At 67.8% G+C, this 26239-nt stretch carries 26 protein-coding genes; 5 read left to right on the top strand and 21 right to left on the bottom strand.

The features are described 5' to 3' along the window. Positions 1-50 precede the first annotated feature (50 nt). Together POL67_RS11385 and POL67_RS11380 are read left to right on the top strand one after the other, a co-directional pair. Positions 51-620: an SdpA family antimicrobial peptide system protein gene (locus POL67_RS11385; RefSeq protein WP_271917276.1), complete on the top strand. Its 570-nt coding sequence runs from the start codon at positions 51-53 to the stop codon at positions 618-620. Next, positions 611-1558, top strand: coding sequence for a sporulation-delaying protein SdpB family protein (locus POL67_RS11380; protein WP_271917275.1), 948 nt, complete (start codon positions 611-613; stop codon positions 1556-1558). The genes POL67_RS11385 and POL67_RS11380 overlap by 10 nt, the downstream gene beginning before the upstream one ends. Here the strand turns inward: POL67_RS11380 and POL67_RS11375 are convergent. Then, on the bottom strand, positions 1519-2424 hold the full coding sequence (locus POL67_RS11375) for a LysR family transcriptional regulator (protein ID WP_271917274.1): 906 nt from the start codon (positions 2422-2424) through the stop codon (positions 1519-1521). The two genes, POL67_RS11380 and POL67_RS11375, sit on opposite strands and share 40 nt — an antisense overlap. 108 nt (positions 2425-2532) lie before the next feature. On the opposite strand from POL67_RS11375, the gene POL67_RS11370 reads away from it, so the two are divergent. After that, positions 2533-3192 (top strand): YceI family protein, encoded by a 660-nt coding sequence (locus tag POL67_RS11370; RefSeq protein WP_271917273.1) that lies wholly within the window; start codon positions 2533-2535, stop codon positions 3190-3192. Between the two features lie 5 nt (positions 3193-3197). Here POL67_RS11370 and POL67_RS11365 read toward each other — a convergent pair whose 3' ends face one another. The 19 genes from POL67_RS11365 to POL67_RS11275 all read right to left on the bottom strand — a co-directional run bounded on the left by POL67_RS11365 (position 3198) and on the right by POL67_RS11275 (position 23269). Continuing rightward, entirely contained in the window at positions 3198-3968 is a 771-nt protein-coding gene (locus tag POL67_RS11365; protein WP_271917272.1) for a MopE-related protein, read from the bottom strand. 253 nt (positions 3969-4221) lie between these two features. Then, on the bottom strand, positions 4222-5541 hold the full coding sequence (locus POL67_RS11360; protein ID WP_271917271.1) for a DUF58 domain-containing protein: 1320 nt from the start codon (positions 5539-5541) through the stop codon (positions 4222-4224). Between the two features lie 7 nt (positions 5542-5548). Next, positions 5549-6514 (bottom strand): AAA family ATPase, encoded by a 966-nt coding sequence (locus POL67_RS11355; protein ID WP_271917270.1) that lies wholly within the window; start codon positions 6512-6514, stop codon positions 5549-5551. Then, positions 6511-8793, bottom strand: coding sequence for a DUF4350 domain-containing protein (locus POL67_RS11350; protein WP_271917269.1), 2283 nt, complete (start codon positions 8791-8793; stop codon positions 6511-6513). Before POL67_RS11350 ends, POL67_RS11355 begins: the two co-directional genes overlap by 4 nt. Beyond that, the gene (locus POL67_RS11345) at positions 8790-9590 is read right to left on the bottom strand and encodes a hypothetical protein (protein WP_271917268.1); all 801 of its coding nucleotides are present in this window, start codon (positions 9588-9590) and stop codon (positions 8790-8792) included. Before POL67_RS11345 ends, POL67_RS11350 begins: the two co-directional genes overlap by 4 nt. Beyond that, on the bottom strand, positions 9587-10552 hold the full coding sequence (locus POL67_RS11340) for a stage II sporulation protein M (protein WP_271917267.1): 966 nt from the start codon (positions 10550-10552) through the stop codon (positions 9587-9589). The genes POL67_RS11345 and POL67_RS11340 overlap by 4 nt, the downstream gene beginning before the upstream one ends. Continuing rightward, positions 10549-11325, bottom strand: a complete 777-nt coding sequence (locus POL67_RS11335; RefSeq protein WP_271917265.1) for an RDD family protein — start codon at positions 11323-11325, stop codon at positions 10549-10551. Before POL67_RS11335 ends, POL67_RS11340 begins: the two co-directional genes overlap by 4 nt. 39 nt (positions 11326-11364) lie before the next feature. Continuing rightward, positions 11365-12024: a Uma2 family endonuclease gene (locus POL67_RS11330; RefSeq protein ID WP_271917264.1), complete on the bottom strand. Its 660-nt coding sequence runs from the start codon at positions 12022-12024 to the stop codon at positions 11365-11367. A gap of 63 nt (positions 12025-12087) precedes the next feature. Then, positions 12088-12501, bottom strand: coding sequence for a hypothetical protein (locus POL67_RS11325; protein ID WP_271917263.1), 414 nt, complete (start codon positions 12499-12501; stop codon positions 12088-12090). Positions 12502-12623: 122 nt separating this feature from the next. After that, on the bottom strand, positions 12624-13244 hold the full coding sequence (locus POL67_RS11320; RefSeq protein WP_271917262.1) for a hypothetical protein: 621 nt from the start codon (positions 13242-13244) through the stop codon (positions 12624-12626). A gap of 86 nt (positions 13245-13330) precedes the next feature. Continuing rightward, positions 13331-13864: an RNA polymerase sigma factor gene (locus POL67_RS11315; RefSeq protein WP_271917261.1), complete on the bottom strand. Its 534-nt coding sequence runs from the start codon at positions 13862-13864 to the stop codon at positions 13331-13333. Between the two features lie 131 nt (positions 13865-13995). Continuing rightward, positions 13996-15015: a serine/threonine-protein kinase gene (locus POL67_RS11310; RefSeq protein ID WP_271917260.1), complete on the bottom strand. Its 1020-nt coding sequence runs from the start codon at positions 15013-15015 to the stop codon at positions 13996-13998. Positions 15016-15024: 9 nt separating this feature from the next. Next, positions 15025-16086 carry an ABC transporter ATP-binding protein gene (locus POL67_RS11305; RefSeq protein WP_271917259.1) on the bottom strand — a complete coding sequence of 354 codons (1062 nt, stop codon included), beginning with the start codon at positions 16084-16086 and terminating at the stop codon, positions 15025-15027. A gap of 15 nt (positions 16087-16101) precedes the next feature. Then, a complete protein-coding gene (locus tag POL67_RS11300) occupies positions 16102-16890 on the bottom strand; it encodes an ABC transporter permease (RefSeq protein WP_271917258.1) in 789 nt (262 codons plus the stop codon). Further along, positions 16887-17813 carry an ABC transporter permease gene (locus POL67_RS11295; RefSeq protein WP_271917257.1) on the bottom strand — a complete coding sequence of 309 codons (927 nt, stop codon included), beginning with the start codon at positions 17811-17813 and terminating at the stop codon, positions 16887-16889. Before POL67_RS11295 ends, POL67_RS11300 begins: the two co-directional genes overlap by 4 nt. A 10-nt stretch (positions 17814-17823) precedes the next feature. Beyond that, a complete protein-coding gene (locus POL67_RS11290; RefSeq protein ID WP_271917256.1) occupies positions 17824-18975 on the bottom strand; it encodes an ABC transporter substrate-binding protein in 1152 nt (383 codons plus the stop codon). A gap of 29 nt (positions 18976-19004) precedes the next feature. After that, on the bottom strand, positions 19005-20456 hold the full coding sequence (locus POL67_RS11285) for an aldehyde dehydrogenase family protein (RefSeq protein WP_271917255.1): 1452 nt from the start codon (positions 20454-20456) through the stop codon (positions 19005-19007). Further along, on the bottom strand, positions 20453-21781 hold the full coding sequence (gabT, locus tag POL67_RS11280) for a 4-aminobutyrate--2-oxoglutarate transaminase (protein WP_271917254.1): 1329 nt from the start codon (positions 21779-21781) through the stop codon (positions 20453-20455). The genes POL67_RS11285 and gabT overlap by 4 nt, the downstream gene beginning before the upstream one ends. A gap of 21 nt (positions 21782-21802) precedes the next feature. Continuing rightward, a complete protein-coding gene (locus POL67_RS11275; RefSeq protein ID WP_271917253.1) occupies positions 21803-23269 on the bottom strand; it encodes an aldehyde dehydrogenase family protein in 1467 nt (488 codons plus the stop codon). 248 nt (positions 23270-23517) lie between these two features. On the opposite strand from POL67_RS11275, the gene POL67_RS11270 reads away from it, so the two are divergent. Together POL67_RS11270 and POL67_RS11265 are read left to right on the top strand one after the other, a co-directional pair. Beyond that, complete coding sequence (locus POL67_RS11270) at positions 23518-24756, top strand: AAA family ATPase (RefSeq protein ID WP_271917252.1); 1239 nt, start codon at positions 23518-23520, stop codon at positions 24754-24756. Continuing rightward, positions 24750-25520: a hypothetical protein gene (locus POL67_RS11265; protein WP_271917251.1), complete on the top strand. Its 771-nt coding sequence runs from the start codon at positions 24750-24752 to the stop codon at positions 25518-25520. The genes POL67_RS11270 and POL67_RS11265 overlap by 7 nt, the downstream gene beginning before the upstream one ends. 11 nt (positions 25521-25531) lie before the next feature. On the opposite strand, the gene POL67_RS11260 is transcribed toward POL67_RS11265, so the two are convergent. Then, positions 25532-26200 carry a hypothetical protein gene (locus tag POL67_RS11260; protein ID WP_271917250.1) on the bottom strand — a complete coding sequence of 223 codons (669 nt, stop codon included), beginning with the start codon at positions 26198-26200 and terminating at the stop codon, positions 25532-25534. Positions 26201-26239: the final 39 nt, after the last annotated feature.

Here is a 26239-nt window from a genome sequence, read left to right as displayed (position 1 = left end):
TTCCCCTGTCGCGGAGGGCCCTCGGCTCCCGTCATCCAAAGGAGAGGACGATGATCGACTCCACCCACGAGACGCGCCGCGTGCATGCGCGCGTGGTCGGCGCCGCGGCCATCGCTGTTGTGCTCGGGTGGTCGACGCTCGCCGCCTACACCATTCATGCGGCGCTCCCGACCAATCCGATCGAGCTCCCGTTCGCGTCGCACGTGCATGCCGAGAACTTCGCGCAAGAGTCCTTCAAGTATTTCACGAAAAACCCGCATTATCCGCGGATGCTCGCCTACGTGCCCGCCGGCGAAGGGCGCTGGCGCTCGGCGAACGTATCGCCGTATGCGAGTCCTCGGAATGCGCTCGGCCTCTCGCGTGGTCCCGAAGCGCAGGAGCAGGAAATGAAGATGCTCGCCAGGCACGTCCGGCAATCCGACCTCGCCCCGTGCGAAGGAGAGCTCGACGCGTGTTTGCATCGAGCCGGCGTGATCGCGCGCGTGAACAACGACGCCCCGCGCAGGACGCTCTGCGGCTCCGTGGGCATCGTGCTGCGAAGGCCCACGCCTTGGGCGTGGAGGAACGATGGGGTGCGAACGGACACGCGCGTCGCACGCCTGGAGGTCTCATGCTCGTAGGACGATTTCAATGGCTCGACGAGCTCGGCCGTCGCGCGAGCGCCTGGGCGCACCAGGCTGCCCCGTGGTCCCGGACGATCGGCTATGCGCGCTCGCTCCTCGCCCTCTGTACGGCGGCGACGCTCGCCGTCAATGGAGCCGACGTCCTGTTCGCCCCGACGCCCGATGTCCACGGAGGCCTCGCTTGCGACGGCGCGCGTGGCGCAGGGCTCTTTTGCCTCGCGGCATACGAGCACCTCGACGCCGCGCGCTGGCTCGCGGTGATTGCATTGCTCGGCGTCGCCTCCGGTTATCGACCTCGTTTCACGGGCGTCGTGCACTGGTGGATCAGCTTCAGCCTCCACAACAACACGACCGTCGGGAATGGCGGGGATCAAATCGCTGCCGCGCTCACGCTGCTCCTCTTGCCGCTCACCCTCACCGATCCGCGGCGCTGGCACTGGGAAGAGGCTCCGCCAGCCTCCGGCACCACCGGTGATACCGTGGCAAGGCTCGTCGCGCGCTCGTCTGCATGGGCGATTCGCGTGCAGGTGGCCATCATCTATTTTCATGCGGCGGTCGGAAAGATGTCCGTGCAGGAGTGGGTCGACGGCACGGTCCTCTATTACTGGTTCACCGATCCCCACATCGGCGCGGCCCCGTGGCTCATGCCCTTCGTCCAAGGGTTCGTCGACCACGGCGCGCTCCTCGCCCTCACGACGTGGAGCGTCCTCGTGATCGAATTCCTCCTCGCCGCCGCGCTCGTCATGGATCGGCGCTTCTGGCCGCCGGTCTTCGCCCTCGGGATCACCCTCCATGCGGGCATCCTCGTCGTGCACGGGCTCTTCACGTTCGCCGTCACGATGATGGCTGCGCTCGTCCTCTATCTGCCACCCGAGCGCGCCGCGGCCCGCCGCCTCTATTCGTCGCTCGTGTTGCGGAACCGCTGGACCACGTAATCCACGAAGGCCCGCACCTTCGTCGGCATGTGCCTGTGGTACGGGTGCACCACGAAGACGTTCGTCTCGCCAAGCGCGTGCTCTGGCAGGACGCGCCGCAGCCGGCCCACTTCGATGTCCGTCGCGACGAACGACCGCGGCAGCCGCGCGACGCCGATCCCGTCGAGGGTCGCCTGGCGCAGCACGGCGATGTTGTCGGTGATGAGGCTGCCGGAGACGGCGACGAGATGCGTGCGGCGGCCGCATCGAAAGGTCCATTCGCGCCGGACCGGCGAGAGGCGCAGGCAATTGTGGTGCACGAGATCCTGCGGGGAGGACGGCGTCCCGCGGCGCGCGAGGTAGTCGGGCGACGCGCAGAGGTTCATCCGCACGGCGCCGATGCGGCGCGCGACGAGCGCCGAGTCTTCGAGCGTGTCGGCAACACGAATCGCCACGTCGAAGCCCTCCGCGACGATGTCGACGCGGTGCTCCGACAAGGAGAGCTCGACCACGAGCCGCGGATATCGCTCGTGGAGCTCGCGCAGGATGCTGGGGAATTGCAGGATTCCAATGCCCACCGGTACGGTGACGCGCACGAGACCCTCGGGCTCCGCCGAAGCGCTCTCCAGGACGCCCTGCGCCTCGTCCGCCGCCGAGACGATCCGCGCGCACGTCTCGTAGAGCCGCGTGCCCTCCTCCGTGAGCGAGAGACGGCGCGTGGTACGATGCAGGAGCCGCACGCCGAGCCGCTCCTCCAGCCCCGAAATCCGCGCGCTCACGACCGATTTGGAGAGGCCGAGGAGCGCCGCCGCGCCCGTGAAGGAGCGCGCCTCCACGACCCGCGCGAAGACCGCCATGGAGACCACATCGTCGAGCGCCGCCGTCATCGATTGTTCGCCCTGGCGAACAGTGTTACCCGAGCCGCCCCCCTAATCAAGCGGCCGTTCGGGGCGCATGGTACGCCGTCGAAACCACCCCGAAGGGACGATCCGACCATGCGCACGATTCGATTTGTCGTTCTCGCCGCTGCCGTGCCCGCTCTGCTCTCGCTCGCGGCTTGCGAGGATCCGGCCAAGGACAAGCCCAAGGCGACGGTCGCTCCGGCCTCGTCGGCGCAGGCCGAGACCAAGCCCGCCACCACGGCGGCGACCACCGAGACGCTCGACGTCGACGCCACGGCCTCGACGGTCGGGTTCATCGGCTCGAAGGTCACCGGCAAGCACGAGGGCAAGTTCGAGAAGCTCGCCGGCAAGATCACGCTCGCGGACGGCAAGGCCGAGGGCGGCAAGATCTCGTTCGAGGTCGAGACGGCGTCGGTCAAGACCGACGCGGCCGACCTCGACAAGCACCTGAAGAACGCCGATTTCTTCGACGTCGAGAAGTTCCCCAAGGCGACGTTCACGTCGACGGAGATCAAGGCCGGCGGCACGAACGGCGCGACGCACACGATCACGGGGGATCTCGACCTCCACGGCGTGAAGAAGTCGATCACGTTCCCTGTGACGATCACGATCGCGGCGGACGCCGCCACGGGCACCGCGGAGTTCTCGATCAACCGGAAGGATTTCAACATCACGATCGCGGGCAAGCCCGACGACCTCATCCGCGACGACGTGCTGCTCAAGCTCACGCTCAAGGCACCGCGCAAGAAGTAACACGCTCAGGGGACCACGAAGACCGCCCCGATCATCCCGGCATTCGCGTGGGCGGGCGAGACGTACGGGAACGTGCCCGCCTTGCCCATCGTGAACGTCGTCGAGGTCCCAGCGTTCGTCGCGGGGACGAAGGGCCCGGCGGCGGCGGGGATCACGGCGCCATTCTCCACGTGCCCGCCTTCGAGCGGGTAAAGGGAAAAATCCCCCGAAAAGGTCACGTTCGTCCCGACCTTCACCTTGACGCACGCCGGGGAGAACACGAGCCCGGGCCCGGGAAACGTGATCTCCACGGAAGGGACGGTCGTCTTCTCGACGGCCGTCGTCACATCACAACCGTTGATCGAGGCGACGCACTTGCCGGCATGACACATGCCACTGGCGCACTCCGCGTCTTTCATGCAGGGCTCGCCCTCGCCGCAGGGGAGACAGGGCGGCTCTCCGCAGACGATACACATGACGGTTTGGCACGTGCCACCGAAGCAAACGCCGGGGCCCGGGCAGAGCGCAGGAGGATTGTCGTCGACGACGTTGTTGCAATCGTTGTCGCGTGCGTCGCACACCTCGGGGGACGGCTGGACGAGCTGCGCGCAGACGATCTGTCCGTTGAAACATTTCGACGACCCCTGCGCGCACACGCCGAACTGCCCCGGGACCACGCAGGGCGTCCCTGCCTCAGGATCTCCCTCGTCCACCGCGCCGTCGCAATCGTTGTCCACACCGTCGCATAACTCCGGCGACGGCACGACGTCGCCCATACATGGGTGGGACGAGTCCATGCATTGTATCCCGGCCTTGCAGATTCCAACGCCGAGCGTCCTCGGAGGCCCCGAGTAGCACTCTAGGCATGGGCCGTCGCCTCCCCCGCCCGCAGCCCCTGCCCCGCCCTGACCGCCGCCGCCCGCAGCCCCTGCCCCGCCGCCTCCTTCCACCGTTCCCGGCAAGCCCCCGGGCGAACCGCAGCCGCAGGCCATCAGAAAGACCAACCCGAACGCCGCTCTCCGACCCATGGCGTGCTCCTCTCACCCGGCATTACAGCAGGTGCCGGGCCTTGATTTCAAGATAACGATTGATGAGCGCGGGCGTGAGGTCGCCGGGCGCGACGTCGAGGACGAGCGCGCCGTGTTGCTTGAGGCGGCGCACGAGCTTGTCGCGAAACGAGAGGATCTCCGCGGCCGCGCCGCGCAGGTAGGGGCCGACGCCGGCGAGCGCCGCGGCCTCGCCGGAATGCCCCAGCGCGAGGGCGTCGACGTCGACGTCGCGCAAAAGCACGAGGAGCGGCAAATGGCGCGGCATGAGCCCGCGCATGAGCTTTTCGAGCTCGGCGGCGGCGACCTCGTCGACGACCTGCGTGAAAAGCACGACGAGCGTCCGCTTTTTCACGCGGACGGCGAGCGCCTCGAAAGCCGCTCGATAATTCGTGGGGGCGAGGTCGGGCTCGATGTCGTAGCCGGCCTGCACGATCTTGCGCGTCGCGCGGGCGCCGCCCGTGAGCGGCGCATACGCGAGGACCTCCTCGGCGAACGCCATCATGGAGACCTTGTCGCCGCCGCGGGAGGCGACGTGCGAGAGCATGAGCGTCGCGTTCAAGGCGTGATCGAAGAGCGAGAGGTTCGCGAACTCGGCCGTCATGAGGCGGCCGGCGTCGATCAAGAAGACGACGTTCTGGTCGCTTTCGAGCTGGTACTCGCGGGCGATGAGCTTCTTGCGGCGCGCCGTGGCCCGCCAGTCGATGCTGCGATATTCGTCCTCGCGGCGATATTCGCGGAGGCGCGCGAACTCGCTCTCGCCGCCGAGGCGGCGCGAGGCGCGCACGCCGGCCGGATCGCGGTCCTGCCGCGCGAGCAGCTCGTAGCCGCGGACGGCTTCGAGGTCGGGATACACCTTGACGGGGGAGCGCGCCGAAATCGGGTACTGGCGAATCCAGAGGCCGAGGGGCGACGGATACCGGACGTAATGATCGCCGAGGACGTGGGCGCCGCGGCGGGAGGGCGTGACGCGATACTTGAGGGTCGCATGCCCGCGCGGCGGGAGCTCTGCTTCGAGCGGGAGCTCGTCGCTCTCGGCGGAGGGAAAGAGCTCCTCCTGCACGCGCACGTGGAGCTTGCGCCGGGCGAGGGAGCGGACGTCGAGGGAGATGACGTTGGGCCGGCCAATCGAGAGCACGGCCGGGGCGCGACGGACGACGGAGACGAGGCGGCGCCGCGCGAGCAGGGCGTCGAGGAGCGCGAGCACGAGGATCGCGGCGTCCGTGAGGATCATGGGGACGATCAATCCCCGATCGAGGAGCGTGAAAAAGGAGAGGACGAGCGGCCCCGCGAACAGGAGGACGAGCGCGCGCGAGGGGACCATGTCGAAATCAGGCCGCCGTGCGCGGGACCTTCGCCTCGCGCAAAATGTCTTCGACGCAATCGTCGGCGCTCGTGCCTTCGATTTCGGCGTCGGGGTGGAGGATCAAGCGGTGGCGCAGCACGGCCGGGGCGAGCGCCTTGACGTCGTCGGGGGTGACGAAATCGCGGCCCTCGCTGGCGGCCCGGGCGCGCGCCGATCCGAGCAGGCCAATCGACCCACGCGGGGAAGAGCCGAGGTAGACGGCGCGGTGGGCGCGGGTGCGGGCGACGATGTCGGTGATGTATTCGAGGATGCCGTCGTCGACGCGCACGCTGCCGAGGGCCGCGCGCATCTCGAGGATCTCCTCGGCGGAGGCAATCCGATCGAGGCCGGCGCGGTCGAGCTTCGCCGCGGAGAATCCCTCGACGTGCTGGCGAAGGATCTGCTTTTCGACGGCGGCCCCGGGGTAACGGACGTGCAATTTGACGAGGAACCGGTCGAGCTGGGCCTCGGGCAAGGGATAGGTGCCCTGGGATTCGACGGGGTTTTGCGTGGCGATGACGAGGAAAGGCTCGGGCAGGGGGCGCGTGACGCCGTCCGTGGTGACGGCGAGGTCCTGCATGGCTTCGAGGAGCGCCGATTGTGTCTTCGCCGGGGCGCGGTTGATCTCGTCGGCGAGCAGGAGCTGCGTGAAGACCGGCCCCTGGTGGAAGACGAAGCGGTCTTCTTTCTGGTCGAAGACGTTGCCGCCGGTGACGTCGCTCGGCATGAGGTCGGGGGTGAATTGAATGCGGCGGAAGCTCGCGCCGAAGACCTGGGCGAGGGTGCGGACGAGCAGGGTTTTTCCAAGGCCGGGGACGCCCTCGATGAGGACGTGGCCGCCGGCCAGGATCGCGAGCAGCGTGGTCTCGATGATCTCGTCCTGGCCGAGGAGGACCTTGCCCGCCTCGCGGCGGATGCGGTCGAAGGTTTCGCGGAAAAGGGACAGGTTCATGCTTTTCGGGTCTTCTTGCGGGAGCGCTCGCGGGAGGTCCGCGCGAGGAAATGGTCGAGGGCGCGCATGACGGCGAAATCGGACGCGGCCTGCGCCCGGTCCTTGCCCCGCGCGCGGCCGGGGAGCTCGCCGGCGCGGAGGGACGGAGGCGCCGCCTCTTTTTGCGCCTCGGTGGCCTCGACGAGGACACGCATGACCTCGCCCGTGGGTTTGCCGACGCGCACACCAATGGCCTCGGCGAGCCCGGAGAGCCCCTGGCGGCCCTCGCGCGGGACACGCTCGCGCAGGCGCTCGACGGCCCACGTGGCATACAGGCCGAGGGCGTGGCGCGAGGCGCCGGCGCGGGCATACGCGAGGCCGAGGGCGCGGACGTGGTCGGCGAAGGCGCGGCGGCGATTCGCAGGCGGATCGCGCAAGACGCCAAAGGCGCGGCCTTGCCAGAGGAAAAAGAGGCCGAGGAGCAAGACGAGCTGGAGGAGAATGGGCAGGAGGTGCGCGCGGCCGAGGGTCTCGAGGGGCGTGTCGGCGCCGAGGGAGGTCCAGGCGTCGCAGAGCTCGACCTCGCGATGGAGCGGGCGGAAGAGGGAGATCAGGAAGGCCGCGTTCTCCTCGACCGTCAAAGCGACGTTCATGAGGAGTTTGTCGTCGGCGAGGACGATGACGCGCCCGTCCCCGACCTGCTTGAAGGACGCATACACGCCATTCGAGCGGGCCAGCATGGGTTCCGCGTCCGTGAGGGTGAGCGAGGGGCCGCGGGGCACGGCGAGGACGAGCTCGCCGAGATCGGAGCGATACCCCGGAGAGACGACGATGTCGCCCTCGCTGACATTGTCGAGGTCGAGGGACGCGCCGGCCCAGGCGGGGAGATCCGGCATGCCGGCGACGACGAGATCACCGCCGGACTCGACCCAGCTTTGCAAGCGGCGAAAATCAGCGGCCGAGATGTCGAGGTCCGGCAGGACGATGAGGGTCGTGTCGTCCGCGTCGGGCAGTTTGTCGAGGGCCCCACGGCGATGGCGGAAATCGATGCCATACGCCGCGAGCATGGCGCCGACGCCGTGCGTGCCCGAGGGCGAGGTGTCGCCGCGGAAGACGCCGTCGGATTCGTCCAATGCGGCGACGCGGCCACAAGAGACGGTCGCGGAGAGGCCCAGGATCACGGCGAGGATGCCGAGGGCCCGCGAGACGAGCGGGACGACGCGGTCGTGAATGCGGGCGAAGGCCTCGGCCGAGGGCGCGCGGGATCCGAACTGAACGCTCTCCACCTCCGTGACGATGGTGCGCATGTCGGCGGCGATCTCGGGCCGCTCGCGGCGGAGGGCGCGCACGTAATCGCCGTTCGTGCGAGAGGCGTGGATCTCGATGATGCCGTCGCCGTCGAGGCGCCGGAGGAGCGCGGCATACACGTCGTCGATGGCGGGCCCGAACGCGCCGCGCTGGGCAGCCGCGCGGGCGCGGGCGAGCAGGCGCGCGACGTCGGTCTCGACAGGGCCGCGAGGCCCCTCTCGCCGTGGCCCCGGGGCATTCGCGGGCAGATCCTCGGGGAGGGGCTCGTCCTCGGGCGCGTCGCGGTCGGCGAGGACGTTTTTCAGGACCATCCACGCGACGAAAGCAACGAACCCGCCGAGCAGGACGAAAAAGAGGACCCGCGCGAAGCCACTCGCGGCGACGACGGTCGGCTCCGGAGCCTCGGGGGGTGGCGGCGGCGGCTCCGCGGGTTTTGGGTCGGCTTGCCCCTTCCCCTCCCCCGCCCCGGGGTGCTGGCCGGGCCCGCCGCCGGGTTTGCCCGAACCGGACGCCTCTCCGCTGCCATTCTGGCCCTGCTCGCCGCCGGGCTTGTCCTGCCCGGGCGTGCCCGCGCCGGCGCTGTCTCCGTCGCCGCCGGGGCCGCCCTTGCCATTCCCGTCGCCCGGCGCCCCGTCCCCCGAGGCGCTGCCGGACGAGCCGTCGAATCGGCGGACGGCCGCGCGATCATCACGGCCGGAGGATCGTCCGGCCAAACAGCGGGAGCCCGCTTTGCAGCTCGGGGAGATGCCGGGCGGCGGGCCGCCCTTTTCGATCGGCGCGGACGGCTTGCGGCAGGCGGCGGGGAGCGAAGGACAAGCCTCGCTGGTCTCGCCGAGGAGGGGACAAAAGGCGCGCTCGTCGTCGCCGAGGGGATACGCGTCCTCGTGACAGAACCGATACCGCGCATCGGTGAGGACCTCGCGGACCCGATCGTCGGCGTTGTACACCGGGTTCGCGCCGAGGATCGAGAGGAGCACGACGAACTTGATCACGCGGCCCTCCTGCGCTCCTGATCGGCCCGCGCGCGGATCGCGGTGAAACGGAGCTGGATGTCCCAGCCGTCCTCCCGCGTGCGGGTGTCGATGTAATAAAGGAACCGCGCCGTGGAGACAAAAGGCACGGCCAGGAAAAACCCGGCGAGGGCCGCGGGCGAGCCGCCGTCGTGGAAGAGCCAGCCAAAAGGACGGCCGAACTGGAGGAGGTCGTTCACGAGCCCGTCGAAGAGCAGCTCCGCCGTGAGGACACCACCGAAGCGCGCGCCGAGCAGCATGAGGAGGACGAGGAATGCGTCCCCGGTGCGGAGCGAGACGAGGCGCTGGGCGCGCTCATAGGCGCGCGTGCCGGAGAGGCCTTCGAGCATGCAGGCCTCGTCGAGGAGCAGGAGGCGAATGCCCACGAAGGGCAGGAGGAGGAGGAACGAGAGGGCGCCGATCACGAGGCCCACGATGCGGAGGACGAACGAGCCAAGGAGCGCGCCGAACCGCTTGCGAAAGAGGGCAAAGACGGCGCGCGGGGTGATCGAGGGCGAAAAGATGATTTGGCTGACGGCGACGGTGAAGAGGGCCTCGACGAAGGGCACGGTGAGGAAGGCCGCGAGCCAGACGAGGAGCCAGGAGGCATCAAGCGCATACCGAAGCGCGAGGCACCCGGCGAGGAGCGGGACGATGGCAACGAGGGTGAGCCGCGCATAGAGGGAAAACGCGAGGGAGAAGCAGAGGCGAAACGCGAGGTCCATGACCTCGGTGAGGCTGCGGGGGCGCAGGACGATCGCGGAGTCGCCGAGGTTCAAGGTGTCCTCGCGCGCTCACGGCCGGCGAAAAGGAAATACGCCGTGACGAGCAAGGAGAAGAGGGTCGCGACGGCCCATTTGACGGGCGGCGGCGCGGCCGAGGGGGACCAGAATCCCTCGATGCCCGCGGCGAGGAGCAACATGACGGCCGCACCCACGACAAGGTGAACGATGTCGGGCGCGCTCTCGCGGAGCGATCCGAGGCGGGTGCGGCCCTGCGTGACGACGAGGGAATGCCCCATGCGGAGCCCCGCGGCGCCCGCGACGACGATGGCCGTGAGCTCGAAGGGGCCATGACCACACATGAACGTGCCGATGTTCCGGCCAAACCCGGCGGCCGTGACCCAGCCGGTGACCATGCCGATGTTGAGGCCGTTGTAGATGAGGTAAAAGACGCTGCCGAGGCCGAAGAAGATGCCGGTGGCGAAACAACGAAACGCGATGCCGACGTTGTTCCTGACGTAAAACCCGGCCATCGCGGAGTCGGCCCCCTCGCCGCGGCCCTCGTCGAAGCCCTTCGAATACATGTCGGCCATGCCGTCGAGCATGCTGCGCGGGAGGATCTGCGAAGCCGCGTCGGGGACGAAGAGCGCGAGGACGATGCCAATGGCGCAGGGGATCAGGAAGAGCGCGGTCGAGAGGGCGAAAAACGAGGCGTTCTTGCGGAGCGCGCGGGGGAAGTCACGGGTGAGGAGGGAGCCGAAGGCCGGAAGGCGAAACGGCTCGGCGCCATAAAGGGCGCTGTGCGCGCGGCCGGCGAGGTTGTCGAGGTAGGCGACGAGGTCGGGCGTGCAGCGGGCGCGGCAGAGGACGAGGTCACCCGAGAGGGCCCGATACAACGCAGCGGCGCGGGAAATGGAGGGGCCGTCGAGGTGGTGGAGGGCCTCGGCGCGCGAGACGAGGGTTTCGAGCTCGCGCCAATCGGCATTCCGCGCCGCGACGATCTCGTCCTGGCTCCTCACAGAGGCCTCCTGCGCTCGCTGGCGCGCGCGTGGAGCAAGGCGAGGAGGCGCGCGGAGTCCTTGTTCCGAAGGCCCATGCGGCTCGCGAAGAGGGGCGCGACCATGGCCGCGAGCTCCTCCTCCCGCGCAGGGCCGAGGCCTTCCTTGCGGCGAAGAAACAGCTCGATGGCTTCGAGCTCGTCACCCGAGAGCGGGAGGCGCTGGGGGAGGCTCGCGAGCTCCTTCGGGGTGGGCGGAGGATCGATCCGAAGCGTAGAGGCGACGGCGCGGCGCTCCTCGACGATGACCATGGTGCCCGCGACCATGTCGCCGAGGCGTCGAAACCGGCTGTCGCGGGCCATGGCGACGAGGCCCACGGCATACCCCAGGGGGAGGAAATCCGCGGCGCGGAGGAGGTTCCTGAGGAAGCTGTCGCCAATCCGCAAAGGATGGCCATGGACGGTGACGACGCGCAGATCGAGCGCGCGTTTGCCCGGCGTGCGGCCATTCCAGGCGACCTCCCAGAGCGTGTAATACCCCCACTCCAGAAGGAAAAGGATGACCAGGAGAAACCCGGTGGAGAGGCCGGAGACGGCATCCCCGATGGCGAGGCCACCCATGACGGCGATGATGGCGAAGACGAGGAGGACGGCGCCCCGAAGGAGCCAGTCGAGCGCCCAGGCGACGACGCGGCGAGCAGGGCCGGCAACGGGGTAATGGAACCGCACGTGCTCGGGCGTCTCGATCTCCGCAGTGGTGTCGATCGGCTGGAGGCGTCGGGCAGGCTCCGCCATGGGGGCGGATGACATCACATCACGAGCGAGGCGTGGGGGTCAAACGACGTCGTCGTCGCCTTCCGTGGCCGCTTCGCGCTCCTCGGGCTCCTCGCGTTCCTCGGCCTCGTCGTCGCCGACGATCCACGCGACCTCGGCCCACAGGGCGTTGAGATCGAGCTCGAGTCCCTCGCATCCAGGGAGCGTCATTTTGCCTTCCGAGGCGAAGGCATCGAGGACGTAACGCCCGTCCGCGCCAAGCTCGTAGAGCTCCAGCACGCGGGCTTCGGGGTCGACGAGCAGGTAGAGCTTGACACCAAAGCGGGCGTACTCCGAGCGCTTGTCCAGGCGATCCCGTCGGACGTCGCGGGGGCGGGGAGAGAGGACCTCGACGACGAGCAGGGGCGCGGTGCGGGAGAGCGCGCCGCGTCCGAGGCGCGTCCCGGGGGCATACATGGTGACGTCGGGCTTGCGTCCGCGTGTCTGCGAAACGCCGAGCTTGTGGTCAGCGCCGAAGACGGCCGCTCGGCGCTCGGCGCCCCATACGCCGAGCATGCGGAATAGCCAGGCTGCAACGGCCTCGTGTAGGTTGTCCGGCACTTCTTCCTCTTGGAGATGACCATCGACGAGCTCGCCCGGCTCGTCCTCGTCCAGGTCGGCCCATTCCTCGAGGGTCATGGGGTCCGGAGGGAGGAGCTCGGCGGTCGCGAGGGAGCGCATGGGGAAGAGCTTACCACGCGGGGGACACGAGGGCCCAGGTGGTCCGCGGCGGGAGACGAGGCATTATTTGCAGTTGATGGAGAGCGACCCGGGGTTGTTCCCGTTCGAATCCCACGCCTGCACGTGGATGGTGAACGAGAAGGGCGCCCCTACGCTGCCCGGGTCCTGGCAATGTCCCCAGTTCACGTCGTCCCCGCTGAGATAAGAGGGGCCGTCCAGCCCCCATGTGTTCGAATAATCGTACTGCCAGCGCGCGAGCCCGTTCGTCCCGCCCGTATAGATGCATCGCATTCCGTACCCGCTCTGGTGGAAGCAGCTCAGATTCGTACCGTTCGTCACGTGATAGCTCTCCGAGAGCCCCGGCCCCTCGACCTCCACGACCTCGTCCCCCACGTCCTCTCCTCCCGCCACGCACCCCGCGGCGAAGGGCATGACGAACAGCGCGGCGGCCAGCGACAAAGCGCGGTGATGATGCATGATTCTCCTCGACCTTTCTCTTCGCGCGGAGCACCCGCGCTCTATCGGGGTCGTTGCTCGCTGGCATGGCGATCCTTCACGAAATCGTCCCACGAGCGCCATTCTGGTACGCAATCACCCGCTCACTCCTCGCAAAACCCCTCGACGCACATCCATTTCATGTTCGACAGGAGGCGGCGCCTGTCGCGCAGGCATCCACTCCCACCGTCGTACCCCAAGCTCGTGCCGGGATCGTCGCCCCGAGGGAGCTCCTCCACGCGCTTCAGGTACATGGGACACGCGCATCCCGGGCAACTCTCCCGGTCGTGCCAGTAGCAACGGCCCGCGCGCACGGGCGAGGCGTGGGACGTCACGCGGGTCAGCTCGAGGAGCGTCCTGTCACAACGCTCGTCCCAAACACCCTCGCAGCAGGAAGGCTCCAGATCACATACGTTCCGCCCGCAGACATCGCCACGTCCGGGAACGTCCTCTCCCTCGTCCTCCGACACGCGCGTGCTCGGCTCGTCCGGGACCCGAGCAAACCCATGCCGAGGCTCCGCGCGCGCCACGTCGTCGGCGACGAGGGTCGGCTCCGCGCGTGGCACTTCGTGGTGCGCCGAGGACCCGAATACGAGGACCACGGCGGCCATGGCAACCACCACACGGGGCACGCGCGCAAGGCCCGTGGCGTGCTCGCCGCGCGCAGGTTCGTCCACGAGCGCCGCGACGAATGCCGCCGAACGAGCCCGCTCGGCAGGTCGCATGCGACGCACGGGGCGCGCGGCCAGGAGGAGGCGCCGCGCCGAAGGGGAGAGCCCGTCCCCCACAGGAGGCCGACCCCGCGCGGCCATCAGCGCCGCCCCGCCGCGCGCACGGAGCGCGTCATCGCCTTCTCGAAATCACGCCGCGCCGCATGAAGACGTGAATACACCGTGCCGACGGGGATCCCGAGCTGCGCCGCGATGCGGTCGCATTCGATGCCCTCGATCTCGTACATGACGAGCACCACGCGTTTGTCGAGGTCGAGCATGTCGAGGACCCGCTCGACCTCGCGGCGCTCCTGCCCACGCGCGAGCGCCTGCTCGGGATCGGCCTCGCTGTCCTCGATGTCCCAGTCGGGGTCCACGGAGACCTCGTGCCGCAGGTGGGCCTTGCGCCGGTGCGCCGCCGCGACACGCCGGCAAATGCCGAAGAGCCACGCGGGCATGCTGGAGCGGCCGTCGTACGAGGAAAGGCGGCGGTGGACGACGAGAAAGACCTCCTGGTGCGCGTCTTCGAGCGCCACGCCGCGCACGCCGAGGCGCTGCAGGGAGGCGAAGACATACTCGGCGTGGCGCGCGTGCACGGAGGCGAGCTCGGGCGCAGGCGCGGGAGCGTCCTCCATGGCAGGGACGCTCGCGAACCACGTCGTGCTGCGAAGCCAGGACCAGGTCAAACGGCCACCCGATCCCATGTTGCTCGCATGGGTCGGGGTCCTTCACGAAAACCGACGCGGCCAGCAGACCGCGCAAACGCTCATCCCAAGGCGACGTAAAGCACGAGCGCGACGACGAGCAACACGCCAAGCCCAACGGCCACATACAGCCGAACGGACCGTGATCCCACGGGCGCCGCGCGCGGCGTGGCCGTCGGCACGGCCGTCAGCACGGCAGCGGGCGCGGTGCGCGTCTCCGGCGGCAAGGGAATGCCATGCTTCTGCAGCCATCCGCCGAGCGCTTCATGCATCTCCGCGGCCGTCTGGAAGCGGGCGTCGGGGTCGCGTGACATCGCGCGGCGAATGACCGCCGAGAGCTCGGGATCGAGCGAGGGCAGATGCGTCTCCGGCGGCGGCGGATCCTGCGAGACCACGCGAAACGCGAGTTCGATCGCGTTTCGCACGTCGAACGGGACCTTGCCCGTGACGCTCTCGTAAAGAATCACGCCCGCTGCATACACGTCCGAGCGCGGGTCGACCTTGTCGGAGCTGCGGATCTGCTCGGGCGACATGTACATCGGCGTGCCGACCATGGCCCCGGTGCGCGTGAGGGCCTGGCCCGCATTCGTGAGCTTCGAGGCGCCGAAGTCGAGGATCTTGAGGAATTCGCCGCCCTGCGGGCCCGGCACGAGGAAGAGGTTCGCGGGCTTCAAATCGCGGTGCACGATGCCGAGCGCGTGCGCCTTCGATAAGCCGGCGAGGAGCTGGACGACGAGCGAGACGGCCTCCTCGGCAGGGAGCGGGCGGCGCTTTCGCAAGAGATCGGCGAGCGTGCCGCCGTCGAGGTATTCGAGGACGATGAATCGTCCCTCGGGGGAGGCCCCCGCGCCATACACGAGGACGATGTGCTCGGAGCCGATGCGGCTCGCGGCCTCGGCCTCGCGCTCGAATCGCTGGACGATCTCGGTGTTCTGCGAGAGCTCGCGGTGCAGGAGCTTCACCGCGACGCGGTGGCCCCGCACGTCGTCGACGGCCTCGTACACAGCGCTCACCGCGCCCTCGCCGAGGAATCGCACGACACGAAAGCGCCCCGCGACGAGATGACCAGGCTGGAGCTCCATGGGTCTCCGTCAGGCCTCCAGGACGACGGCGCTCTTGGGATTCCAACCCACGACGACCGAGGTGCCCTTTTCGAGCTGGTCGTGTGTGGCCGGCGGCTCGGTCGCGACGACACGCTCGCCGCCCTTGAGGCGCACGACGGTCTTCCAGACGGAGCCGACGAAGACGGTCTCCTCGACGATCCCGGGGAGCGCGACGCCCTCGGCTGTGCTGCCCTCGGCCTTGCGCACGCTGACCATTTCGGGGCGCACGCTCAAGGAGACACCACGCCCCGATTCAAGGACGGCGTCGGGCTCGATCGGGATGCGCGCGTCGCCGAGGGAAAACGCGTGCGCGGAGCCCTCGCGCAAAACCTCGCCCGCGAGCAGGTTGGTCTCGCCGATGAAATCGGCGACGAAGCGGGTCTTCGGGCGGTTGTAAATGGCGACTGGCTCGTCGATCTGCTCGATCCGGCCGCCGTTCATGACGGCGACGCGGTCGCTCATGGTGAGCGCCTCTTCCTGGTCGTGCGTGACGTAGACGAACGTCATGCCGAGCTTGCGCTGGAGGCTCTTCAGCTCGAATTGCATCTCCTTGCGGAGCTTCAAGTCGAGCGCGCCGAGGGGCTCGTCGAGCAGGAGCACGGTGGGGCCATTGACGATCGCGCGCGCAACGGCGACGCGCTGCTGCTGGCCGCCGGAGAGCTCGCGGGGCTTGCGCGCGGCGAAGCTGTCCATGCGCACCATGGCGAGGACCTCCGTCACCTTGCGCTCGATCTCGGCCTTGGGGAGGCGCTTCTGTTCGAGCCCATAAGCGACGTTCTGGCGCACGCTCATGTGGGGGAAGAGGGCGTAGCTCTGGAAGACCGTGTTCACGTCGCGCTTGTACGGCGGGAGCGCGGAGACCTCGCGGCCGCTCAGGTAGATCTCGCCCGAGGTGGGCATCTCGAAGCCGCCGATCATGCGCAGCGTCGTGGTCTTGCCGCACCCGCTCGGGCCGAGGAAGGTGAGGAATTCGCCCTTCTCGATGGATAGATCGAGCGACTTGACGACCTCGACGTCGCCGAAGCGCTTGACGACCTTGCGTAGCTCCACGATGCCCAAAACGTTTTACTCCTTGTCGCGGCCGCCGAGCGCGGTGCCGAGCAGGATGAGGCCGATCGATCCAGCAAAGACGAGGGTCGAGATGGCGTTCACCTCGGGAGAAATGCCCCGGCGCATCATGGCCCAGATCTGAATGGGGAGGGTGTTGTCGCCCGCGATGAGGAAAAACGTGACCGGAATCTCGTCGAGCGAGAGCGTGAACGAGAGGAGCGCCGAGCCGATGATGGCCGTCTTGATGTTCGGCAGGACGACCTTGAAAAAGGTCGTGATCGGCGGCGCGCCGAGATCCGCCGAGGCCTCTTCGAGCGAAGGATCGAGGCGCCGGAGGCGGGCATAGACCTGCGTGAGCGTGATCGCGATGAGGAACGTGCCGTGGCCAATGAGGACGGCGAGGAGCGAGACGGGGACGCCGAGGAGCGGAAAGAAGCTCAACATGGCGACGCCCGTGACGATGCCCGGCAAGGTGAGGGGCAAAAGGACGATCCGTTCGAGGATCCGTTTGCCCGGGAAATCATGGCGCGCGAGCGCGATGGCCCCAGGGACGCCGAGGAGGAGGCCGATCGAGGTGCCGCCGAGCGCGACGAGGAGGCTGATGCGCAGCGCCGCGAGGAGCTGCTCATCCTCGAGCATCACGCGATACCAGCGGAGGGAGAAGCCGCGCATCGGGAAGACGTTCACCGCGTCGGGGTTGAACGAATACACGACGACGACCACCATCGGCAGGTAGATGAACGCGAGGACGAACGCCGCCGCGGAGCCGACGAGGAACGTGGGCAGATCGAAGCGGCGCTTCAACGCGCGCCTCCGAGGCGGCCGCGGCCCGATTCGAGGCTCGCGAACGACTTTTCCGCGCGCGACGTCGTCTCCAGCAGCGCCACGACCACGACGAGCAGGACGATTCCGACGACGGAGCCGAGGGGACGATCGTTCGAGGTGCCGAAGAGGTTCTGCACGACGTTCGAGATCATGAGGTTGTCGGTGCCGCCGAGCAGGACGGGCGCGAGGAAATCACCGAGCGTCAAAACGAACGCAAAGGTGCCGCCCGCGATGACGCCCGGGAGCGAGAGCGGGAGCACGACGCGGAAGAACGTGGTGATGCGGCCGGCCCCGAGGTCCTTCGAGGCCTCGACGAGCGAGCGCGGGATCTGCTCGAACGCGGTGTACACCGGCATGAGCACGAAGGGCGTGTAGATGTGGACGAGGCCGATGATGATGGCCCATTCACTGTAGAGGAAGGCCTCGACGGGCGCGTCCGTGATCTTCGCCCATTGCAAAAAGGAGTTCAGGATCCCTTCGCGGCCGAGGATGATCTTCCACGCATACGCACGGACGATGTAGCTCACCCAGAGCGGGACGATGATGAGGCTGTAGAGCAATTCCTTCCCGCGGCGCACCTTGAAGGCAATGAAGTACGCGAGCGGCACGCTGAAGAGCACGGCGAGGCTCGTGACGGTCAGCGCGATCTTGAAGGTGTAGAGCAACGTGCTGCGGTAGAGGGTCTTCGTGAAGAAGGCCCTCCACGCGTCCAGCGAGGGCTCGAGGACGACGTCGCCGAGGTCGTTCGTGCCGAGGAAGCTCTGAAAGAACAGACCCAGGTAGGGCAGGACGAGGAAGCAGAGCAGCCAGAGCGCAGGGGGCAGGACGAGGAACAGGAGCGCCCGCCGCTTCGGCGGGGTTTGCGCGTGAATCGATGCCTTCGCGGCGGGCGCCGTATCCATTCGTGTTCGCCTACTTCGCGCTCTTCACCTCGTTCCAGAGCTCGTTGTACTTCTTGCGCTCCTTCACGTATTGCCAGAAGTTCAGGCGCTTGAAGTACGTCTCGCCCTCGGTGACACACGGGCTCTTCTTGAGGTCCTCGGACATGTGCTCCTTGGCCTTCGCGTTTGCCACGCAATACCCGCCCGTCGCCTCGAAGACGAGCGCCTGGGCCTTGGGCGACGTGACGTAATCGAGGTACGCGAGCGCGAGGTCCTTGTTCTTCGAGGACGAGGTGATCATGAGCCGATCGATCCAGCCCGTCGCGCCCTCCTCGGGGATCACGCCCTTGAGGTTCAACCCCTCCTTGTTGAGCGTGCCGACCGTGAGCGGCCAGCCGACGGCCAGGACGACCTCCTTGTTCTTGAAGAGATCGTTCAGCTCACCCGCGGTCGCCCAGTACTTGCGCACCTGGGGCTTGAGCTCGACGAGCTTCTTCTTCGCCTCGGCGAGCTGCTCGTCCGTCATGTTGTAGAGCGCCGCCTGGTTCGTCTTGTCGAGCCCCATGATCTGGCCGACGAGATAGATGTTCGAGATGTCGTCCCAGAGGGTGACCTTGCCCTTGTACTGGGCGTCGTAGAAGACCTTCCAGCTCTTCGGCTCCTCCTTCACGACGTTGGCGTCGTAAATGAGGTAATCGGGGCCCCAGGTGAAGGGGACGCCGTATTGCTTGCCGTCCTTCTTCGCGTCTTCGAGGTTCTTCAGCGCGTCCGCGAGGTCACCCCAGTTCGCGATCTTGCTGGTGTCGATCGGATCGACGAGGCCGCCCTGCACGAGGGTATACGCGACGTCCGACGACGGCGAGACGATGTCGTACACGCCCGGGCTCGACTTGAGCTTCGCCACGAGCTCATCGCTCGAACCGAAATACGTGCCCTTGACGGTGACGCCGTATTTCTCCTCGAACCCCTTCGTGAACTTGGGATCGGCATAACCCTCCCACGCGAGGATGTTCAAGGTCTGGCCCTTGAATTTCTCGGCAGGGTCGGCCGGCTTCTGCGCCGCGGGCGCCGCGCTGCCCGTCGGCGCCGCGCCCTCCGGCTTCTTTTCGCCCTGACAGCCGAGCGAAGCGATCCCGAGCACGGCGAGGCCCGCCGCCGATACCCACGAAGACATACGAATCATCGCGAATCCTCCAATCCCCACGGTCGAGTCTATCCCCTGTACGAAATGACGGTCTTGCGCTCGCTGTACTCTTCCATCGCGTAACGCACGCCCTCGCGGCCAAGACCGGATTCCTTCACGCCGCCATAAGGCATGTGATCGGCGCGATAGGTGGGGACCTCGTTGATCATGACGCCGCCGACCTCGAGATCCTCGACCGTACGACGCGCGACGCGCAAGCTGTCGGTGAAGACGCCCGCCTGCAGGCCATACTTCGAGCGATTCACAGCCTCGATGGCCTCGCCGACGTCGCGGTAGGTGAGCAGGTTGAGCACCGGGCCAAAGACCTCCTCGCGCACGACCGCGAGCGCCTCGCCCGGACGATCGAGGACCGTCGGCTGGAGGAGGTTGCCCTCGCGCTTGCCGCCGCAAAGGACGTTCGCGCCCGCCTTTTGCGCCTCGTCGATCCACGCCGTGATGCGGTCGGCCGCCTTGCCGTCGATGACCGGGCCGACGAGCACGCCCTCGCCGCGCGGATCGCCCGTCTTGATGCGGCCGACCTCCTCCAGCAAGAAGCCGCGGAACGCCTCCTCGACGCTCTCCTCGACCCACACGTTTTGCACGGAAATGCAGACCTGGCCGGCATACGCGAAAGCGCCGTACGCGACGCGCGCGGCGGCGCGGACGAGGTCGGCCCCGCCATGCACGAGGACCGCCGCATTGCCGCCGAGCTCGAGCACGGTGCGCTTGCCGCGCGCCATGCCCTGGATGCTCCAGCCGACCGAAGCGCTGCCCGTGAAGCTGACGACGGCGACGCGTGGATCCCGAATGGCGCGGCCCGTGACCTCGTTCGGCGCGGTGATCGTCTGGAGCGCGGCGAGCGGGATGGTCTCGCGGCTCTCGGAGACCTCGTTCGCCGCCGCCTCGAAGACCTCCGCGAGCAGGCGCACGGCGCCCGGCGTCTGCGGCGCCGGCTTGATGAGCACGGGCGCGCCGATCGCGAGCGCAGGGACGACCTTGTGCGCGACGAGGTTCAGCGGAAAGTTGAAGGGCGTGATCGCGAGGACGGGCCCCCGCGGGACGAAGAGGCTCGTGCCGGGCTCGTACGCGCGGCCCGCCGCGTCGATGTCGACGGGGAAGACCTCGCCGCCATACCGCTTGGCCTCCTCGGCGCCGACGATGAACGTGGTGATCGCGCGGGACACCTCGGCGTCCGCGAGCGCCGCGGGTTTGCCGGCCTCGTCGACGATCGACGTGACGAACTTCGCCCGATCCTCGTCGATCCGCCGCGCCATCGCCGCGAGGAGGCGGCTGCGCAGGTACCGGCTCGTCTTGCGGAAGCGCGTCTGCGCGGCCTTCGCGGCCGAGAGCGCGCGCTCCATGAGGGCTTCGTCCGCCTCCTCCGCGACGGCGACGATGCGGCCGCTGAAAGGGGATTTGATGGTGTGCGTGCGGGCCGATTCCCGCCAAGCGCCGTCAATGTAGAGCAGGTGCCGGCTCATGCGCGCCTCCCGAGTTCTGCAAGCCCCGCTTCGAGGATCACGAGCCCTTCGTCGAGCTCGGCATCTTCGAGGGTGAGCGGCGGGGCCAGTCGAATGACGTTGCCGTACGTGCCAGCGCCGAGGACGACGACGCCGTGCTGGTAACAATACTTCGCGAGCGCCTGCGCCGCGGCCTTGTCGGGCTCGCGCGTCCGAGGATCCTGCACGAGCTCGATGGCCCGCATGGGGCCGATGCCGCGCACGTCGCCGATGATCGGAAAACGCTCTTTCCAAGCGAGGAGGCGCGCGCCGATCTGCTCGCCGACGGCCTGGATGCGCTTCAAAAGCGCGCCGCCGTCGGCCTCGAAGCGATCGAGCACGGCGAGCGCGGCCGCGATGGCGACGGGGTTTCCGCCGAACGTGCCGCCGATCGCGCCCTCGACAGGCGCATCCATGATCTCGGCGCGGCCGACGACCGCGGAGATCGGCAGGCCCGATCCGAGGCCCTTCGCGAGCGTGACGAGGTCGGGCTCGACGCCGTAGTGCTCGCACGCGAAGAGCGCGCCGGTGCGGCCGAAGCCGGTCTGGATCTCGTCGACGATGAGGACGATGCCGTGCTCTTTGCAGAAGCTCGCGAGCTCTTGGACAAAAGGCACGGGCGCGTCGACGAAGCCGCCCTCGCCGAGGATGAGCTCGATCACGACCGCCGCGACGTTGTTCGCGCCGACGTGGTGCAGGACGAGCTCACGCAGCTCGCGCAGGGCCCACGCGGAGGCGTCGGGCTCGGGCGAGCGGTAGGCGTAGGGGAACGGCGTGCGGTAGACCTCGGGGACGAAGGGCGCGAAGCCCTGCCGATAGCCGACCTTGCTGGTCATGCTCATCGCGAGGTAGGTGCGGCCGTGGAAGGCGTGGTCGAAGACGACGACGCCCTGGCGCTTCGTGTGGGCGCGGGCGATCTTGACGGCGTTCTCGACGGCCTCGGCGCCGCTGTTCGCGAGGAAAGCCTTCTTCGCGAAGCTGCCCGGCGTGATGCGGTTCAGGCGCTCGCAGAGCGTCACGTAGCCCTCGTAAGGGACGACGTTGAAGCTCGTGTGCAAGAACCGCTCGGCCTGCGTTTGCACGGCCCGCACGACGTCCTCGGGCGTGTGGCCGAGGTTCGTCACGGCGATACCCGACGCGAAATCGAGGAGCCGATTGCCGTCGACGTCCTCGATCACCGCGCCGTGCGCCTTCGCGACGAAGATGGGCGTGCCATGGAACGGCCCCCGAGCGACCGCCGCGCGCCGCTGCTCCATGAGCTCCCGGCTCCGAGGCCCCGGGATCTCTGTCTTCAATTCGATCCGCATGGTCTCTCCCAAAATCGTCGGCTAGTACCAGCCGAGCGGGGCCTCGTCCAGATTGATGTTGACCTGCTTGGTCTCGAGATAAGCCTCGATGCCATAGAGCCCGAGCTCACGCCCGGTGCCGCTCTGCTTGTAGCCGCCCCAAGGCATCTCGTTGAACGTCGGGTGATACGTGTTCACCCAGGTGATGCCGGCGCGAAGCTCGCGGATCACGCGGTGCGCGCGCGTGAGGTTCTTCGTCCACACCGCCGCCGCGAGGCCGTACTCGCTGTCGTTCGCGATCGCGATGGCCTCCTCCTCGGTGTCGAAGGGGATGACGCTGAGGACAGGCCCGAAGATCTCCTCGCGCGCGATGCGCATCGAAGGCTTGACGTCGACGAAAATCGTGGGCTCGAGGAAGTGCCCCTTCGCGAGCGCAGGATCCGCGGGCCGCTTGCCGCCGCAGACGAGCCGCGCGCCCTCCTCGACGCCGATGCGGATGTACGACTCGACCTTGTCCCGGTGCGCCGCCGAGACGAGCGGGCCCATCTTCGTCGCGGGATCGAGGCCATGGCCGACCTTCACGCGCGGGATCTTCTCGACCATGCCGGCGACGAGGCGATCGTGGATCGAGCGCTCGACGAGGAGGCGAGATCCGGCCGAGCAGACCTCGCCTTGGTTCGCGAAGGCGCCGAAGAGCGCGCCGTCGACGGCGGCCTCGAAATCGGCGTCGGCGAAGACGATGTTCGGGTTCTTGCCGCCGAGCTCGAGCGTGACCTTCTTCAAGTTGCCCGAGGAAGCGAGGAGGATCTTGCGGCCGGTGACGGTGCCGCCGGTGAAAGCGACCTTGTCGACGTGCGGGCTCTCGGCGAGCTCCTCGCCCGCGCCGGCCCCCGGGCCCGTGATGATGTTGACGACGCCGGGCGGAAAGCCGACCTCGGTGAGGATGCGGCCGAGCTCCAAGGCCGTGAGGGGCGTCAGCTCCGACGGTTTGAGCACACACGTGTTGCCGGCCGCGAGGGCGGGGGCGAGCTTCCACGCGGCCATGAGGAGCGGGTAGTTCCAGGGGATGATCTGGCCGCAGACGCCGAGGGGTTCGCGAACGACGAAGCTCAGGCTGTTCGCGGGGACGTTCATGGTCTCGCCGGCGATCTTGGTGGCGAGGCCGCCGTAGAACTCGAAGCAGTTGGCGGCGTCGGCGACGTCGAACTGGGCCTCGGCGAGGGGCTTGCCACAGCTCTGGACTTCGAGGCGCGCGAGGGCGTCGGCCTCCTTGGTGAGGGCTTCGGCGAGCTTGAAGAGGAGTTTTCCGCGATCGAGCGCGGTGGTCTTGCGCCAGGGGCCGCGATCGAAGGCAACACGGGCCGCGTCGATGGCCGCCCGCGCATCCTCCCGGGAGGCCTCGGGGACCGAGGCGACGACCTCGCCATTGGCCGGGTCGCGAAGCTCACGCGTCTGACCGGAGACGCTGTCCACCCAATTCCCACCGATGAGCATCTGATAGCGTTTCATTGCGCGGCCCTCTCCTCCCCTCGGAAGGCGGGGAGTCTACCCGGGAAGAGGGTTCCAGCGGGAAAAAAAAGGCGCGCGGGCGGACGAGGGAGCGACGCGGACGGAGGGGTGGGAGTGAGCGTGGGGGCGGGCGGAGGAGCAGGGCAAACGGGGGCGGTGGGGCGCGTTGCGTGGTTCGGAGGGGATGGAGTAAGGTGCGCGGGCGCGGGCGCGGTCGGGTCGCGAAGCGCACGGATGGGACGGAGCGCATGGCGAAGCTCAAGCGGCTGAAGATCAACAAGTTCCGGAATGTCGAGCCGGTCGAGCTGCACTTCAGCGATGGGTTCAACGTGCTGCTCGGGATCAATGGGTCTGGGAAGACGACGCTATTGGAGTTGATTGTGGCGGTGCTCAGCCGGGATTTATCAGCAATCCAGGAGGAGGAGTTCGAGGTCGAGTACCAAATCGAACTGGAGACCGTCACGTTCGAGGCGGTGCTCGAAAACTCTGCCCGTTCCCCTGGCGAGGGATTGAACCGCGGCGCGAACGGCCGGCGCGCGAGCCGGAGGGCGGAAGCCGCATATCATTTCCGCGGAACCGTTCGCATGGGCGAGGGGGCCGACCCGAGCGAACCATGGCGAAAGCTCTCCGAGGATGATTGGGAGGAATTGTCGTTCTCGATGCAGGGCCGATACCCCCTGAGCGTCATCGATTCGATGGAGACGCTGGAACACGCGTCACGCTTCGACGAGTCCACGGATTTCTTTCGATCACTCTTCGATGCGCGCACGAATGCCTCGTCGACGTTCACCACCATCGGTGACCGCTACGATCCGGATGGCGGCATCATCTTCATGGGGCCTCGCGAGCAGGTGTCGAATGCGCTCAAGAGAGCCATGATCGACGAGAGCGCGGGGAAATGGCCCGCATGGCGCGAGCCTCACTTGTTGCGGTTCGACATGGACAAGCTGCCATTCGTGAGAGATTTCGTTCGCCTCGCTGGGCTCAAAAACGGTTGGCTCGATGTCAGGCTCTTGCAGAGGTCCACCAGAGGTGGTGACGACACGGCGCCATATCTGACCTTCGGCGACCTGGAATTTTGGTTCGAACGCCTGGATGATTCCCGGGTCCGCGGTGACAAGCTCAGCCATGGCCAGAAGCGCCTGCTCGCCTTTCTCTACTACCTCGACTGCAATCCTCACATCGTCATCGCCGACGAACTCACGAACGGCCTCCACCACGCGTGGATCACCGCCTGCCTCCAGGCGATCGGCGACCGGCAAGCCTTCCTCGCGAACCAGGATCCCCTCCTCCTCGATGAGCTCGAATTCTCCTCGGCTGAAGACGTCAAGCGCGCCTTCATCCTCTGCCGCTGCGATACGAGCTCCGGCAAGGAGCGCCTCGTCTGGTCCAACATGAGCGACTACGACGCCGAGCGCTTCTTCGAGGCTTACAACGTCGGCCTCCAGCACGTCAGCGAGATCCTTCGAGACAAGAACCTATGGTGAGCGGCCGACGCTTCGTCGCCAGCATCCTGGTCCTCACGGAGGATGGCCACCACGAACCCCTTCGCGCGCTCGTGCGGCGCATGCTGCGCCTCGTCGATCCGAACCACGACTCCACGTCTATCGACGTGCAGGGGGATCATCCCCAGGCGCAAGAGGCCGCAACGGCGAACCTCGCGAAAGGAAGCCACAAACAGCGCGTCGCTCTCGCGCGCGCCATCGCGACGCACATCTACATCGAGGCGAACTTCGTGTTCCATCACGTCGACGCCGACCGGTGTTTCAGCGACCCGCGCCGCGATGTTCCAGAGAACGTCACGTTCCACGAGAAGGTTCTCGTCGCTGTACACCAGCACCTCGAATCCCTGAGGCAGAAGCACAGCGACAGCCGAGCGCCCGACTCGTTCATGCGTCGGGTCAAGCTCCTCGTGCCCTACTACAGTATCGAAGCCTGGCTCTTCCAGAACACGCGTGTCGGCCGCGCGTTGTGCCAGAAGCACCACCGTGGCCAACACGCGGGATACTGGAACGTCTTGGAACAGGACCGCAGAGCGCTCGACGAGATCGAGAAGCCCAAGAAGAACCCGTGCATGGACGCGCGGTACTACGTCGACCTGGCCAGCAAGGATTACCCGGCGAGCGCCGTTTACGACGTCGGAAAGTCGTTCACGCAAGCCGTGGACGGTCTAAAGAAGTGCGAGCCGCTCTGCGCGGCACTCGCCGCGACCTACGCACCCGAGACGCCGGGCGCGGGCTCGGATGCGTAGGACGTCGACCCTTATTGCCCCGCCCCCGCGGCCGCCTCCTCCGCGCCCTTCGCCCGGCGCACCTTCCGGAAAAACTGATCCGCCCAATTCCGCGAGAGCCCTCGCTCCCGCCCGCGGGCCGTCAATGCATCGTGCAGCCCATCCCGCTCGCGCGTGAGATCCGCGGCGAGCTTCTCCCGGCTGATACGCGTTTCGCCGCGCACCGTGGCCACCGCCGTCGTCCGCTTGAGCGCGACGTCGGCGGCCAGCGCCCAGGGTTCGAGGTCGCCGCGGTGCTTGTCGAGCACGGGGTCCGTCGATTCGAACCACCCGAGCACACGCGCGACCTGCCGCGGCAACGCTTGGCGAATGAACTTGCTGACGGGGACCGGGAAGAACTGCGTCCACCGCGCCACCCCGCGCTCCTTGCCCACAGCGAGAAAAAGCTCGTCCCCGAACCGCTGGCAAGCACGATCGAGCCGCGTATTGGCGACGACACGCGCGGCGTCCACGTCCGCCTGCGCCTCGCGAGCCGAGCGCTCCTTCGTACGAACGAGGTCGATCATGGCGAGCCAGCCGTCCGTGAGAGGGAGGAGATCCTGCGCGTCGGGGTCGGCTTTCAGTCCGGAGCGCGTGAAAAAGACCTCGGCCTCGGCGTCGTCGAGCAGCAGCGTGGGCAAAACCTTGCGGGGATGGGACATGGGAACCTCCAGAAAGGGGTCACGTGCGAAACGTCGTGA

Origin of the sequence: Polyangium mundeleinium (assembly GCF_028369105.1) — a bacterium.
Lineage (GTDB): Bacteria > Myxococcota_A > Polyangia > Polyangiales > Polyangiaceae > Polyangium > Polyangium mundeleinium.
Note: the sequence above shows the minus strand (reverse complement) of the source record. Positions and strands in the feature narration are given on the sequence as shown.